Below are 14,215 nucleotides of genomic sequence, written 5' to 3'. Positions count from 1 at the left end.
AATACCCCTTAAGCTAAGGTTTGTGCTCTTTGGTCGGGCCAAGGGAGCACGGTAAGAGCCAGCCGCCGCGGGATGGGGATGTCCCCCGCGGAAGAACCCTGTTAGCTTACCTCGGGCGGCCCGCTTTCCCACGTTAGAGGTGGCGCATGGAGATCAAGCGGTTTGGTCGCATCCGAGAGGTTATTCCCCTCCCTCCCCTTACGGAAATCCAGGTGGCTTCCTACAAACGGGCGCTCCAGGCCGATGTCCCTCCCGAGAAGCGGGAGAACATCGGCATCCAGGCGGCCTTTAAGGAAACCTTCCCCATAGAGGAGGGGGACAAGGGCAAGGGCGGCCTGGTCCTGGACTTCCTGGAGTACCGCATCGGCGACCCTCCCTTCTCCCAGGACGAGTGCCGGGAGAAGGACCTTACCTACCAGGCCCCTCTTTACGCCCGGCTCCAGCTCATCCACAAGGACACTGGCCTCATCAAGGAGGACGAGGTCTTCCTGGGGCACATCCCCCTGATGACCGAGGACGGCTCCTTCATCATCAACGGGGCCGACCGGGTTATCGTCTCCCAGATCCACCGCTCCCCCGGAATCTACTTCACCCCCGACCCCGCCCGTCCCGGGCGCTACATCGCCAGCATTATCCCCTTGCCCAAGCGGGGTCCCTGGATTGACCTGGAGCTGGAACAAAACGGCACCGTCTCCATGAAGGTCAACAAGCGCAAGTTTCCCCTGGTCCTCCTCCTAAGGGTCCTGGGGTACGACGCCGAGGCCCTGAACCGGGAGCTTGGGGCCTACGGGGAGCTGGTCCAGGGGCTTTTGGACGAGGCGGTGCTTTCCATGCGCCCCGAGGAGGCCATGGTCCGCCTCTTCACCCTCCTCCGCCCCGGGGACCCGCCCAAGCGGGAAAAGGCCCTGGCCTACATCCACGGCCTCCTGGCCGACCCCAGGCGGTACGACCTGGGGGAGGCGGGGCGGTACAAGGCGGAGGAGAAGCTGGGGATCCGGCTTTCCGGGCGCACCTTGGTGCGCTTTGAGGACGGGGAGTTCAAGGACGAGGTCTTCCTCCCAACCCTGCGCTACCTCTTCGCCCTCACCGCCGGGGTGCCGGGCCACGAGGTGGACGACATTGACCACCTGGGCAACCGCCGCATCCGCACCGTGGGTGAGCTCATGGCGGACCAGTTCCGGGTGGGCCTCGCCCGGCTGGCCCGGGGGGTGCGGGAGCGGATGCTCATGGGCACGCCGGACTCCCTCACCCCCGCCAAGCTGGTGAACAACCGCCCCCTCGAGGCCGCCATCCGGGAGTTCTTCAGCCGTAGCCAGCTCTCTCAGTTCAAGGACGAGACCAACCCCCTTTCCTCCCTGCGCCACAAGCGCCGGATCTCCGCCCTGGGCCCGGGTGGCCTCACCCGGGAGCGGGCGGGGTTTGACGTGCGGGACGTCCACCGGACCCACTACGGCCGCATCTGCCCGGTGGAGACCCCCGAGGGCGCCAACATCGGCCTCATCACCTCCTTGGCCGCCTACGCCCGGGTGGACGAGCTGGGCTTCATCCGCACCCCCTACCGCCGGGTGAAGGACGGGGTGGTCACCGACGAGGTGGTCTACATGACCGCCACCGAGGAGGACCGCTACACCATCGCCCAGGCCAACACCCCCCTGGAGGGCGACCGCATCGCCACCGACCGGGTGGTGGCCCGGAGGCGGGGGGAGCCCGTGATCGTTAGCCCGGAAGAGGTGGAGTTCATGGACGTCTCCCCCAAGCAGGTCTTCTCCGTGAACACCAACCTCATCCCCTTCCTGGAGCACGACGACGCCAACCGGGCCCTCATGGGGTCCAACATGCAGACCCAGGCGGTGCCCCTCATCCGGGCCCAGGCCCCGGTGGTGATGACGGGGATTGAGGACCGGGTGGTGCGGGACTCCCTGGCCGCCCTCTACGCCGAGGAGGACGGGGAGGTGGTGGCGTCGGACGGCCGCCGCATCGCCGTGCGCTACCAGGACGGCCGCCTGGTGGAGTACCCCTTGCGCCGCTTCTACCGCTCCAACCAGGGCACCGCCTTGGACCAGCGCCCGAGGGTGCGGGTGGGGCAGAAGGTGCGCAAGGGGGACCTCCTGGCGGACGGCCCCGCCTCGGAGAACGGCTTTTTGGCCCTAGGGCAGAACGTCCTGGTGGCCATCATGCCCTTTGACGGGTACAACTTTGAGGACGCCATCATCATCAGCGAGGAGCTCCTCAAGCGGGACTTCTACACCTCCATCCACATTGAGCGCTACGAGATTGAGGCCCGGGACACCAAGCTGGGCCCCGAGCGCATCACCCGGGACATCCCCCACCTCTCCGAGGCCGCTCTAAGGGACCTGGACGAGGAGGGCATCGTGCGCATCGGCGCCGAGGTGAAGGCGGGGGACATCCTGGTGGGGCGCACCAGCTTCAAGGGCGAGCAGGAGCCTTCCCCCGAGGAGAGGCTTCTCCGCTCCATCTTCGGGGAAAAGGCCAAGGACGTGAAGGACACCTCCCTCCGGGTGCCCCCGGGGGAAGGGGGGATCGTGGTGGGCACCTCCCGCCTCCGCCGGGGCGACCCCGGGGTGGAGCTCAAGCCCGGGGTGCGGGAGGTGGTGCGGGTCTACGTGGCCCAGAAGCGCAAGCTTCAGGTGGGGGACAAGCTGGCCAACCGCCACGGGAACAAGGGGGTGGTGGCCAAGATCCTCCCCGTGGAGGACATGCCCCACCTGCCCGACGGCACCCCGGTGGACGTGATCCTGAACCCCTTGGGCGTCCCCAGCCGGATGAACCTGGGGCAGATCCTGGAGACCCATTTGGGCCTCGCCGGCTACTTCCTGAACCAGCGCTACATCTCCCCCATCTTTGACGGGGCCAAGGAACCCGAGATCAAGGAACTCCTCGCCCAGGCCTTTGAGGTCTACTTCGGCAAGCGCAAGGTCGAGGGCTTCGGGGTGGACAAGCGGGAGATAGAGGTCCTCCGCCGGGCGGAGAAGCTCGGCCTTGTCACCCCGGGCAAGCCCCCGGAGGAGCAGCTTAAGGAGCTCTTCATGCAGGGGAAGGTGGTCCTCTACGACGGCCGCACCGGGGAGCCCATTGAGGGCCCCATCGTGGTGGGGCAGATGTTCATCATGAAGCTCTACCACATGGTGGAGGACAAGATGCACGCCCGCTCCACCGGTCCCTACTCCCTCATCACCCAGCAGCCTTTGGGCGGGAAGGCCCAGTTCGGCGGCCAGCGCTTCGGGGAGATGGAGGTGTGGGCCCTCGAGGCCTACGGGGCGGCCCACACCCTGCAGGAGATGCTCACCCTCAAGTCCGACGACATTGAGGGCAGGAACGCCGCCTACGAGGCCATCATCAAGGGCGAGGACGTGCCTGAGCCCAGCGTGCCCGAGTCCTTCCGGGTCTTGGTGAAGGAGCTCCAGGCCCTGGCCCTGGACGTGCAGACCCTGGACGAGAAGGACAACCCCGTGGACATCTTTGAGGGCTTGGCCTCTAAGCGCTAAAAGCGGAGGAGCGATGAAAAAAGAAGTCCGTAAAGTCCGCATCGCCTTGGCCTCCCCGGAGAAGATCCGCTCCTGGAGCTACGGGGAGGTGGAGAAGCCCGAGACCATCAACTACCGCACCCTCAAGCCTGAGCGGGACGGCCTCTTTGACGAGCGCATCTTCGGTCCCACCAAGGATTACGAGTGCGCCTGCGGCAAGTACAAGCGCCAGCGCTTTGAGGGCAAGGTGTGCGAGCGCTGCGGGGTGGAGGTGACCAAGAGCATCGTCCGCCGCTACCGCATGGGCCACATTGAGCTCGCCACCCCCGCCGCCCACATCTGGTTCGTCAAGGACGTCCCCTCCAAGATCGGCACCCTTTTGGACCTCTCCGCCACGGAGCTTGAGCAGGTGCTCTACTTCAACAAGTACATCGTCTTGGACCCCAAGGGGGCGGTCCTAAACGGCATCCCCGTGCAGAAGCGGCAGCTCCTCACCGACGAGGAGTACCGGGAGCTCCGCTACGGCAAGCAGGAGACCTACCCCCTGCCCCCTGGGGTGGACGCCCTGGTGAAGGACGGGGAGGAGGTGGTGAAGGGGCAGGAGCTCGCCCCCGGGGTGGTGAGCCGCATGGACGGGGTGGCCCTTTACCGCTTCCCCCGGCGGGTCCGGGTAGAGTACCTGAGGAAGGAGCGGGCCGCCCTCATCCTGCCCCTCGCCGCCTGGGTGGAGAAGGAAAGCTACAAGCCGGGGGAGGTCCTGGCGGAGCTTCCCGAGCCCTACCTCCTCAGGGCCGAGGAGGAGGGGGTGGTGGAGCTTAGGGAGCTGGAGGAGGGGGCCATCCTCCGGATCCTCCAGGAGGACGTCCCCGTGGCCACCTACTTCCTCCCCGTGGGGCTTACCCCCTTGGTGGTCCAGGGGGAGGTGGTGGAGAAAGGCCAGCCCCTGGCCGAGGGGAAGGGGCTTTTGCGCCTGCCCCGGCACCTCAGGGTGCGGGAGGTGGAGGCCGAGGAGGAGGGGGATCGGGTCTACCTCACCCTCTTCCTGGAGTGGACCGAGCCCAAGGACTACCGGGTGGCCCCCCATATGAACGTGGTGGTGCCCGAGGGGGCCCGGGTGGAGGCGGGGGACAAGATCGTGGCCGCCATTGACCCCGAGGAGGAGGTCATCGCCGAGGCCGAGGGGATCGTCCACCTCCACGAGCCCGCCAGCATCCTGGTGGTCAAGGCCCGGGTCTACCCCTTTGAGGACGACGTGGAGGTCTCCACCGGGGACCGGGTGGCCCCGGGGGACGTGCTGGCGGATGGGGGCAAGGTGAAAAGCGAGGTCCACGGCCGGGTGGAGGTGGACCTGGTCCGCAACGTGGTGCGGGTGGTGGAGTCCTACGACATAGACGCCCGCATGGGGGCCGAGGCCATCCAGATCCTCCTGAAGGAGCTGGACCTCGAGGCTCTGGAGAAGGAGCTTTTGGAGGAGATGAAGCACCCCTCCCGGGCCCGGCGGGCCAAGGCCAGGAAGCGCCTGGAGATCGTGCGGGCCTTCCTGGACTCCGGGAACCGCCCCGAGTGGATGATCCTCGAGGCGGTGCCCGTCCTTCCCCCGGACCTCCGCCCCATGGTCCAGGTGGACGGGGGCCGCTTCGCCACCAGTGACCTCAACGACCTCTATCGCCGCCTCATCAACCGCAACAACCGCCTGAAGAAGCTTTTGACCCAGGGCGCCCCGGAGATCATCATCCGCAACGAGAAGCGGATGCTCCAGGAGGCGGTGGACGCGGTCATTGATAACGGCCGCCGCGGCGCCCCCGTGACCAACCCCGGCTCCGACCGGCCCCTCCGTAGCCTCACGGACATCCTCTCCGGCAAGCAGGGCCGCTTCCGGCAGAACCTCCTGGGCAAGCGGGTGGACTACTCGGGCCGGAGCGTCATCGTGGTGGGGCCGCAGCTTAAGCTCCACCAGTGCGGCCTACCCAAGCGCATGGCCCTGGAGCTCTTCAAGCCCTTCCTCCTCAAGAAGATGGAGGAGAAGGGCATCGCCCCCAACGTCAAGGCGGCGAGGCGCATGCTAGAGCGGCAGCGGGACATCAAGGACGAGGTCTGGGACGCCCTGGAGGAGGTGATCCACGGCAAGGTGGTCCTCCTAAACCGCGCCCCCACCCTGCACCGCTTGGGCATCCAGGCCTTCCAGCCCGTCTTGGTGGAGGGGCAGTCCATCCAGCTCCACCCCCTGGTGTGCGAGGCCTTCAACGCCGACTTTGACGGGGACCAGATGGCGGTCCACGTGCCCCTCTCCTCCTTCGCCCAGGCGGAGGCCCGCATCCAGATGCTCTCCGCCCACAACCTCCTCTCCCCGGCCTCCGGGGAGCCCCTGGCCAAGCCCAGCCGGGACATCATCCTGGGCCTCTACTACATCACCCAGGTGCGTAAGGGGAAGAAGGGCGCGGGCCTGGAGTTCGCCACCCCCGAGGAGGCCCTAGAGGCCTACGAGCGGGGCGAGGTGGACCTGAACGCCCCCATCAAGGTGGCGGGCAAGGAGACCAGCGTGGGCCGGCTCAAGTTCGTCTTCGCCAACCCCGACGAGGCCCTTCTTGCCGTGGCCCACGGCCTTTTGGACCTCCAGGACCTGGTCACCATCCGCTACCGGGGTAAGCGGCTGGAGACGAGCCCGGGCCGCATCCTCTTCGCCCGCATCGTGGCCGAGGCGGTGGAGGACGAGGAGGTGGCTTGGGAGCTCATCCAGCTGGACGTGCCCCAGGAGAAGAACTCCCTCAAGGACCTGGTTTACCAGGCCTTCCTCCGCCTGGGGATTGAGAAGACCGCTAGGCTCCTGGACGCCCTCAAGTACTATGGCTTCGCCTTCTCCACCACGAGCGGCATCACCATCGGCATTGACGACGCCGTGATCCCGGAGGAGAAGAAGCAGTACCTGGAGGAGGCCGACCGGAAGCTCCGCCAGATTGAGCAGGCCTACGAGATGGGCTTCCTCACCGACCGGGAGCGGTACGACCAGATCATCCAGCTCTGGACCGAGACCACGGAGAAGGTCACCCAGGCGGTCTTCAAGAACTTTGAGGAGAACTACCCCTTCAACCCCCTCTACGTGATGGCCCAGTCCGGGGCCCGGGGTAACCCCCAGCAGATCCGCCAGCTCTGCGGCATGCGCGGCCTCATGCAGAAGCCCTCGGGGGAGACCTTTGAGGTGCCGGTGCGCTCCTCCTTCCGCGAGGGCCTCACCGTCTTGGAGTACTTCATCTCCAGCCACGGGGCCCGTAAAGGCGGGGCGGACACCGCCCTCCGCACCGCCGACTCCGGCTACCTCACCCGGAAGCTGGTGGACGTGGCCCACGAGATCGTGGTGCGGGAGGCGGACTGCGGCACCACCAACTACATCTCCGTCCCCCTCTTCCAGCCCGACGAGGTGACCCGCTCCTTGCGCCTCAGGAAGCGCTCGGACATTGAGGCGGGGCTTTACGGGCGGGTCCTGGCCCGGGAGGTGGAGGTCCTGGGGGTGCGCCTCGAGGAGGGCCGCTACCTCACCATGGAGGACGTCTATCTCCTCATCCGGGCCGCCGAGGCGGGGGAGATCCAGGAGGTCCCGGTCCGCAGCCCCCTCACCTGCCAGACCCGCTACGGGGTCTGCCAGAAGTGCTACGGGTACGACCTCTCCATGGCCCGGCCCGTCTCCATCGGCGAGGCGGTGGGTATCGTGGCCGCCCAGTCCATCGGGGAGCCTGGGACTCAGCTCACCATGCGCACCTTCCACACGGGCGGCGTGGCGGGAGCGGCGGACATCACCCAGGGTCTGCCCCGCGTGATTGAGCTCTTTGAGGCCCGCCGCCCCAAGGCCAAGGCGGTGATCTCGGAGATTGACGGGGTGGTGCGCATTGAGGAGACGGAGGAGAAGCTTTCCGTCTTCGTGGAGTCCGAGGGCTTCTCCAAGGAGTACAGGCTCCCCAAGGACGCCCGCCTTCTCGTCAAGGACGGGGACTACGTGGAGGCGGGCCAGCCCCTGACCCGCGGGGCCATTGACCCCCACCAGCTTTTGGAGGCCAAGGGCCCCGAGGCGGTGGAGCGCTACCTGGTGGAGGAGATCCAGAAGGTCTACCGGGCCCAGGGGGTGAAGCTCCACGACAAGCACATTGAGATCGTGGTGCGCCAGATGATGAAGTACGTGGAGGTCACCGACCCCGGGGATAGCCGCCTCCTCGAGGGCCAGGTCCTGGAGAAGTGGGACGTGGAGGCCCTGAACGAGCGCCTCATCGCCGAGGGCAAGACCCCGGTGGCCTGGAAACCCCTCCTCATGGGGGTGACCAAGAGCGCCCTCTCCACCAAGAGCTGGCTCTCCGCCGCCAGCTTCCAGAACACCACCCACGTCCTCACCGAGGCGGCCATCGCCGGCAAGAAGGACGAGCTCATCGGCCTCAAGGAGAACGTCATCCTGGGCCGCCTGATCCCCGCGGGCACGGGCTCGGACTTTGTCCGCTTCACCCAGGTGGTGGACCGGAAGACCCTGAGGGCCATTGAGGAGGCCCGCAAGGAGGCGGTGGAGGCCACCAAGGAGGCCCCCGTCCGCCGGGCCCCCCGCCGGGAGCAGCCCGGGAAGCAGGCCTAGGGGTCCGCCCCTTAGGCAATAGCCCCCCGGTCCCGCCGGGGGGCCTTTATAATGGGCCCGTGCTGGCCCGCCTCTACAACGCCTTCCGTCAGGTGGGGGAGGACCTCTTCGCCCAAAGGCTCATCTCCGCCACCGCCGGCAACTTCTCCGTGCGCACCAAGGAGGGGTTTCTCATCACCAAAAGCGGGGTGCAGAAGGCGAGGCTCACCCCGGAGGACCTGGTGGAGGTGCCCCTGGAAGGCCCCTTCCCCCAAGGGGCCAGCGTGGAAAGCGTCATCCACCGGGAGGTCTACCGGCAAACGGAGGCCAAGGCCCTGGTCCACGCCCACCCCCGGGTGGCCGTGGCCCTCTCCTTGAGCCTGGACCGGGTGGTGCCCTTGGACCTGGAGGGAGCCCACTACCTCAAGGAGGTCCCCGTCCTCGCCCCCGGCACCACCTCCGCCACGGAGGAGGCGGCCAGGGCGGTGGCCGAGGCCCTTAAGGGGCACCCGGTCTGTTTGCTCAGAGGGCACGGCGCCTTCGCCCGGGGGGACAAGGAGAGGCCCGAGGAGGCCCTTCTCCAGGCCTATAGCCTCATGACCACCCTGGAGGAGAGCGCCGAGATCCTCCTTTACCACAGGCTATGGAAGGGATGAGGGTGCTCTTCGTGGAGGGGAAGGACCTCGAGGCCCTTAAGGCCTTGGCCGAGGGGCTTCCCCACCCCTACTGGCTTCTGGAGGGGGAGGGGGTCTACCTTCTCCAGGTCTTCGGGGCCACGGAGGAGGCCAAGGCCAAGGCGGAAGGGCTTCCCGGGGTCAGGGTCTGGGCCTTCGCCCTTCGGGATGGGGTAGTGTATAGGGGATGCGGGAAGAGATCGGGTACATCCCCGTAGGGGAGGCGGAGCTTTACGTGGAGGACGTAGGGGACGAGCACGCCCCCGCCCTTTTGGTCCTCCACGGGGGGCCCGGGGGGAACGCCTACGTGCTCCGGGAGGGCCTCCAGGAGTATTTGGAGGGCTTCCGGGTGGTCTACTTTGACCAGCGGGGCTCGGGGCGTAGCCTGGAGCTGCCCCAAGACCCCAGGCTTTTCACCGTGGACGCTTTGGTGGAGGACACCCTGGCCTTGGCCGAGGCCCTGGGGATTGAGCGCTTCGGCCTCCTCGCCCACGGCTTCGGGGCCCTGGTGACCCTGGAGGTCCTCCGCCGCTACCCCGAGGCGGAGGGCGCCCTTCTTTTGGGGCCCTGGGTGAGCTTCCCCTGGCTTGCCGCCCGCCTGGCGGAGGCGGCGGGGCTAGCGCCCTTACCCGACCCCGAGGCGAACCTGAAGGCGGCTTTGGAGCGGGCGGAGCCCAAAATCCTCTTTGACCGCCTCATGTTCCCAAGCCCCAGGGGCCGCCTGGAGTACGAGTGGCTGGCGGAGGGCTCGGGGATCCTGGGCCCTGACACCCCCGCCTGGGGCTTTTTGCATAACGGCCTCTGGCGCCTGGACTACACCCCCTACCTAACCCCTTCCCGGAAGCCCGTCGCCCTGGTGGTGGGGGAAAAGGACGGCACCAGCTACCCCTACGCCGAGGAGGTGGCGGAGCGCCTCAAGGCCCCCATCCAGGTGGTGCCGGGGGCGGGCCACTACCCCTGGATAGACGCCCCCGAGGCCTTCGCCGAGGCCTTCCGCGCCGCCTTGGCCCAGGTGCTCGCCCCCAGGTGGTAGACTGGACCTGTCACCGGGGGTGCCCCAAAAGGGGCTGAGAGATACCCTTGGAACCTGATCCGGGTAATGCCGGCGTAGGGAAGGTGACGGGCCCCTCCCGGTGACAAGGAGGGGTTTTATGCGTAAAGTCCTGGCGCTCTTCTTCCTTTTGGCCTTCGGTCTAGCCCAACAAGAGGTCACGCTTCTCACCCACCAAAGCTTCTCCCTGGACAAAAACCTCATCGCCCAGTTTGAGCGGGAAACCGGCCTGAAGCTCCGCATCCTCAAGGCGGGGGATGCGGGGGAGACCCTGAACCGGGCCATCCTCACCAAGGGGGCCCCCATCGCCGACGTCCTTTACGGCTTTGACAACACCTTCCTTTCCCGGGCCCTCGAGGCGGACATCCTCGTCCCCTACCGGAGCCCCGAGATCCGGAACCTCAAGGCCACCCTCCTCCTGGACCCCACCTTCCGGGCCCTCCCCGTGGACTACGGCTGGGTGAGCCTGAACTACGACAAGGCCTTCTTCAAGGACCGCCCCTTGCCCAAGGTCCCTCAGGACCTGGCCCGTCCGGAGTACGCCCGGCTTCTCGTGGTGCAAAACCCCGCCACCAGCTCCCCGGGCCTAGCCTTCCTCATGGCCACGGTAGCCCGCTTCGGGGAGGACGGGTACCTGGACTTCTGGGCCAGGCTCCGGGACGGCGGGGTGCGGGTGGCCAAGGGCTGGAGCGAGGCCTACTACACCCACTTCACCCTCTACAAGGGGGATAGGCCCCTGGTGGTCTCCTACACCACAAGCCCCGCCGCCGAGGTCTACTACTCCGAAGGCCGGTACCAGGAGCCTCCCACCGGGAACCTCTTCCCGGAGCTGGCCTTCTTCCAGGTGGAGTTCGTAGGGATCCTCAAGGGGGCTAAAAACCCGGAAGGGGCCAGGAAGCTTGTGGACTGGCTCCTCTCCCGCCCCGTTCAGGAGAACCTCCCCACGGAGATGTGGATGTACCCTGCCCGCCGGGACGCCCGGCTTCCCCAGGTGTTCCGCTTCGCCCCGGAGCCTTTGGGAAGCGTACGGATGGATCCCAAGGCCATAGGGGCGAACCGGGAGCGCTGGATTGAGGAGTGGACCAAGGTGGTCCTCCAAGGGCAAAGCCCGGAGGCGGTGCGCCGGGGGCGGCGCTAGGAGGCCCGTGGCCCGGCTGGCGGGAGGGGTCGTCCTCCTCTTCCTGGCCTTCGCCCTCTTCTACCCCCTGGGGCGGGTCCTGGCCCTGGGGGTGGGGGAGGGGTTTGCCCTGGCCCTGGCCAACCCCTACTACTGGGAGCGCTACCGCTTTAGCCTGGCCTACGGCCTCCTCTCCGCCGGGCTGACCCTGGCCGTGGCCTTGCCTTTGGCCTTCGTATTCCGGCGGCGCTTTCCCTTGAGGGGCCTTTTCCTCGCCCTTTCCACTTTGCCCTTCGTTCTCCCCACGCCGGTGGTGGCCCTGGGGTTTTTGGCCCTGGTGGGGCCTAGGGGTCTTCTCGGCCTGGACCTCTACGGCACCCTGGCCCTCCTCCTTTGGGCGGCGGTCTTCTACAACCTGGGCCTGGCCCTGAGGGTGCTTCTCCCCGTGGCCTTGGCCCTCGAGGGCCCCTTGCAGGCGGCGAGGACCCTGGGGGCCACCCCCTTTCGGGCCTTCCTCCGGGTGGGGCTTCCCCTGCTCCTCCCCGCCATCGGGGGGGCGGGGCTTCTCGTCTTCCTCTACGCCTTTTCCGCCTTCGGGGTGCCCCTTCTCCTCGGGGGGCCCCGCCACGCCACCCTCGAGGTGGAGGTCTACACCCTTTTGGCCTACCGCCTGGCCTTTCCCGAGGCCAGCGCCCTCATGGCCCTCCAGATCCTGACCCTGGGCCTGGCCACCCTCCTTTACCTCCGCCTCCGCCCCTTTCCCTTGGCCCCGGGAGAGGTCCTGGGGGGAGGGGGGTGGGGAAGGGCTTTGGGGCTTGGGGGCTTTTTCGCCCTTCTCTACGCCCCCCTTTGGGCCCTCCTCGCAGGCCTGGACCTCGAGGCTTTGGCCAGGGCCTGGACCTCGGAGGCCTTCACCCCCCTTTCCCTGGCCCTGGTCAACAGCCTTCGCTTCGCCTTCCTCGCCCTTCTCCTCGTTCTTCCCTTGGGCGTGGCCTACGGGGTGGCCGCCAGGCGAAGCGGCCTTTTAGACCTCCTCGGCCTCCTTCCCCTCATGGTGAGCCCGGTGGCCGTGGGGCTTGGGTACCTGGTGGCCTACCCCGGCCTAAGGGGCTCCCTCTTCCTCCTCCTCGCCGCCTACGCCCTCCTGGCCTACCCCCTCCTCGCCCGGGCCCTCCTCCCCGCCCTGAGGAGCCTTCCTCCGAGCCTCCAGGAGGCGGCGAGGACCCTGGGGGCCACGCCCCTTCGGGCCTTTCTTCGGGTGGAGCTTCCCCTGATCCTTCCCGCCTTGGCCTCGGGGGTGGCCCTGGCCCTGGCCACCGTCCTGGGGGAGTTCGGGGCGAGCCTGGTCCTTTGGCGGCCTGAGTGGACTACCCTGACCCTGGCCATCTACGAGCGCCTGGGCCGCCCTGGGGAAGGTCCCTTCCGGGAGGCCCAGGCCGCCGCCCTCCTCCTGGCCTTTCTTTCCGGCCTCCTCTTCTACCTCTTGGACCGGGGCCGGGGGCGCTGGGGCTGACACCGGGGGCAGAAGTGGGTCCCCCGCCCCGCCACCACATCCTTGGCGATGGGCGTCCCGCAGGCGGGGCAGGGAAGGCCCGCCCTTCCGTAGACGGCGTGGCGTTCCTGAAAGCCCCCGGGGAGGCCGTCGGGTTGCTGGTAGCTTCGGTCGGAGAGGGTGCTTCCCCCAAGGGCCACCGCCTCGGCCAGCACCGCCTTGAGGGCCAGGAAAAGCCTCTTCGCCTCCTCCTTCTCCACCTCCTTCCCTTTTAGGAAAGGGGAGAGGCGGGCCCTGAAGAGGGCCTCGTCCGCGTAGATGTTTCCCACCCCCGCCGCCAAACGCTGCTCCAGAAGGAGGGCCTTGAGGGGTTTGGCGCTACGCCGTAGCTCCTCCCAAAAGGTGGGGAAGCGGAAGTCCTCGGAAAGGGGTTCGGGGCCGAGGCGGGTGAGGAGGGGGATTTCCCGGTAGTCGCCCCTTTCCACCACCCAGATCCGGCCGAAGCGGCGGGGGTCGTGGAAGAAGAGCGCCCCCTGGTCCAGCCGGAAGACCAGGCGGGTGTGGGGGGTCCGTTCCAGGCGGAACCCCCCGGTCATCCCCAGGTGGATGACCGCCTCCAAACCCTCCGAAAGCTCCAGAAGGAGAAACTTCCCCCGCCGGGAAAGCCCCTCCACCCGCTTTCCCCGGGCCTTTTCCGTGTGGCGGTACCGCTTGGGATCCCCGTGGTCTAAGGCCAGGATCCGACGGCCCAGAAGAAGGGGGAGAAGCCGCCTTCGGGTGGTCTCCACCTCGGGGAGCTCAGGCACGGGGTCTCCTTTGGGCCAGGAAGCGGTAAAGCCGCTCCCCTAGGTCCATAGGCTTAAGGAGGAGAAGGAAGGGGTAGAGGGGCCATAGGAGGGGCAGGCCTCGGGCAAGGGCCAGAAGGGCGGCGAAGCCCCGGTGAACCCGCTCGCCCTCCAGGACGTGGAGGGCCTCGAGGAGGGCCTCGGGATCTAGGTCCTTAGCCTCCTGCAGGGGTTCTACCCGAAGGCGCTCCCCTAGATCTAGGGCCTTAAGGGTGCGCCCCAAGGCCCGGCAGTAGGGGCAGGCCCCGTCAATCAGCACCCGCATGGGCCTCCACCGGGACGGGCTCCCCCTTCTCGTTCACCGCCACGTAGGTGAGGACCCCTTGGGTGGCGAGGACGCGCCCATTTTCCTCGCCGAAACGTTCCTTGTACACCTTTACCTCCACGGTGAGGGAGGTGCGCCCCACCCGCACCACCTGGGCCACCACCTCCAGAAGGTCCCCCGTGCGGATGGGGACCTTGAACTCCACGCTGCTCACCGCCACCGTGACCACGGGCCTTTTGGCCCTCCGGGCGGCGGCGTAAGAACCCACCTTGTCCATGAGCCCCAGGACGAAACCGCCGAAGGCGGCCCCCAAAGGGTTGGTGTGCTCGGGGAAGACCAGCTCGAGGGTCCGCGCCTCCATCCCCCTCACCCTACCTCAAGGAGGGCATCGGTGAGGCGCGCCATCTCCCGGTCCTTCTCGGTGATCCCCCCTGCGGAGTGGGTCCACCACTCCACCGTTACCTTTCCCCACTCCACGGTGAGGCGGGGGTGATGGTTGTGCCGCTCGGCCAACTCCCCCACCTTTTGGGCGAAGGCCAGAGCCTCTTGAAAGTTCCGGAAGCGGAAGGTCTTTAGGAGCCGTTCGGGGTCCTTTTGGATTTCCCAGTCCATGACCTTAGCCTATAAGAACCCCCCTTTCGGATATTCACCCGCATATCCATTGACACGCCAATAAAGAAGGGGGCTTGGGTAAATAC

11 protein-coding genes and 1 riboswitch are annotated in these 14,215 nt (G+C 67.4%); of the genes, 7 read left to right on the top strand and 4 right to left on the bottom strand.

Going from position 1 to position 14,215, the window contains the following annotated elements; genetic code table 11:
• Nucleotides 1–146 precede the first annotated feature (146 nt).
• The 7 genes from rpoB (at nt 147) to IEX93_RS03260 (ending at nt 12,428) form a co-directional block, all read left to right on the top strand.
• Nucleotides 147–3,506, top strand: a complete 3,360-nt coding sequence (gene rpoB / locus IEX93_RS03290; protein ID WP_188846425.1) for a DNA-directed RNA polymerase subunit beta — start codon at nt 147–149, stop codon at nt 3,504–3,506.
• A gap of 13 nt (nt 3,507–3,519) precedes the next feature.
• Nucleotides 3,520–8,094 carry a DNA-directed RNA polymerase subunit beta' gene (rpoC, locus tag IEX93_RS03285; protein WP_188846423.1) on the top strand — a complete coding sequence of 1,525 codons (4,575 nt, stop codon included), beginning with the start codon at nt 3,520–3,522 and terminating at the stop codon, nt 8,092–8,094.
• 59 nt (nt 8,095–8,153) lie between these two features.
• Nucleotides 8,154–8,729, top strand: a complete 576-nt coding sequence (locus tag IEX93_RS03280) for a fuculose-1-phosphate aldolase (RefSeq protein WP_188846421.1) — start codon at nt 8,154–8,156, stop codon at nt 8,727–8,729.
• The gene (locus IEX93_RS03275; protein ID WP_188846419.1) at nt 8,726–8,965 is read left to right on the top strand and encodes a hypothetical protein; all 240 of its coding nucleotides are present in this window, start codon (nt 8,726–8,728) and stop codon (nt 8,963–8,965) included. Before IEX93_RS03280 ends, IEX93_RS03275 begins: the two co-directional genes overlap by 4 nt.
• Nucleotides 8,935–9,780 carry an alpha/beta fold hydrolase gene (locus tag IEX93_RS03270; protein ID WP_188846417.1) on the top strand — a complete coding sequence of 282 codons (846 nt, stop codon included), beginning with the start codon at nt 8,935–8,937 and terminating at the stop codon, nt 9,778–9,780. The genes IEX93_RS03275 and IEX93_RS03270 overlap by 31 nt, the downstream gene beginning before the upstream one ends.
• A 5-nt stretch (nt 9,781–9,785) precedes the next feature.
• Nucleotides 9,786–9,879, top strand: a riboswitch (TPP riboswitch).
• 19 nt (nt 9,880–9,898) lie between these two features.
• Nucleotides 9,899–10,936 carry a thiamine ABC transporter substrate-binding protein gene (locus IEX93_RS03265; RefSeq protein ID WP_188846415.1) on the top strand — a complete coding sequence of 346 codons (1,038 nt, stop codon included), beginning with the start codon at nt 9,899–9,901 and terminating at the stop codon, nt 10,934–10,936.
• A 16-nt stretch (nt 10,937–10,952) separates the two neighbouring features.
• Nucleotides 10,953–12,428, top strand: a complete 1,476-nt coding sequence (locus IEX93_RS03260) for an ABC transporter permease (protein WP_188846591.1) — start codon at nt 10,953–10,955, stop codon at nt 12,426–12,428.
• On the opposite strand, the gene IEX93_RS03255 is transcribed toward IEX93_RS03260, so the two are convergent.
• Genes IEX93_RS03255 through IEX93_RS03240 form a run of 4 tightly spaced genes read right to left on the bottom strand, consistent with a single transcriptional unit; the run spans nt 12,392 to nt 14,129 of the window.
• Complete coding sequence (locus IEX93_RS03255; protein ID WP_188846413.1) at nt 12,392–13,213, bottom strand: DNA-formamidopyrimidine glycosylase; 822 nt, start codon at nt 13,211–13,213, stop codon at nt 12,392–12,394. The two genes, IEX93_RS03260 and IEX93_RS03255, sit on opposite strands and share 37 nt — an antisense overlap.
• Nucleotides 13,206–13,517 (bottom strand): DCC1-like thiol-disulfide oxidoreductase family protein, encoded by a 312-nt coding sequence (locus IEX93_RS03250; RefSeq protein WP_188846411.1) that lies wholly within the window; start codon nt 13,515–13,517, stop codon nt 13,206–13,208. The genes IEX93_RS03255 and IEX93_RS03250 overlap by 8 nt, the downstream gene beginning before the upstream one ends.
• Nucleotides 13,501–13,878 (bottom strand): acyl-CoA thioesterase, encoded by a 378-nt coding sequence (locus tag IEX93_RS03245; RefSeq protein WP_188846409.1) that lies wholly within the window; start codon nt 13,876–13,878, stop codon nt 13,501–13,503. The genes IEX93_RS03250 and IEX93_RS03245 overlap by 17 nt, the downstream gene beginning before the upstream one ends.
• Before the next feature lie 5 nt (nt 13,879–13,883).
• A complete protein-coding gene (locus IEX93_RS03240; protein WP_188846407.1) occupies nt 13,884–14,129 on the bottom strand; it encodes a 4a-hydroxytetrahydrobiopterin dehydratase in 246 nt (81 codons plus the stop codon).
• Nucleotides 14,130–14,215: the final 86 nt, after the last annotated feature.

Source organism: Thermus composti, assembly GCF_014647535.1.
GTDB classification, from domain to species: Bacteria; Deinococcota; Deinococci; order Deinococcales; family Thermaceae; genus Thermus; species Thermus composti.
The sequence above is the reverse complement of the archived record's forward strand: the minus strand, read 5'-3'. Positions and strand labels throughout refer to the sequence as shown.

Excerpts from the sequence above, each read along its gene's own strand:
- rpoB (WP_188846425.1), top strand. The coding sequence starts at position 147 with ATGGAGATCAAGCGGTTTGGTCGCATCCGAGAGGTTATTCCCCTCCCT.
- rpoC (WP_188846423.1), top strand. The coding sequence starts at position 3,520 with ATGAAAAAAGAAGTCCGTAAAGTCCGCATCGCCTTGGCCTCCCCGGAG.
- IEX93_RS03275 (WP_188846419.1), top strand. The coding sequence starts at position 8,726 with ATGAGGGTGCTCTTCGTGGAGGGGAAGGACCTCGAGGCCCTTAAGGCC.
- IEX93_RS03270 (WP_188846417.1), top strand. The coding sequence starts at position 8,935 with ATGCGGGAAGAGATCGGGTACATCCCCGTAGGGGAGGCGGAGCTTTAC.
- IEX93_RS03265 (WP_188846415.1), top strand. The coding sequence starts at position 9,899 with ATGCGTAAAGTCCTGGCGCTCTTCTTCCTTTTGGCCTTCGGTCTAGCC.
- IEX93_RS03250 (WP_188846411.1), bottom strand. The coding sequence starts at position 13,517 with ATGCGGGTGCTGATTGACGGGGCCTGCCCCTACTGCCGGGCCTTGGGG.
- IEX93_RS03245 (WP_188846409.1), bottom strand. The coding sequence starts at position 13,878 with ATGGAGGCGCGGACCCTCGAGCTGGTCTTCCCCGAGCACACCAACCCT.
- IEX93_RS03240 (WP_188846407.1), bottom strand. The coding sequence starts at position 14,129 with ATGGACTGGGAAATCCAAAAGGACCCCGAACGGCTCCTAAAGACCTTC.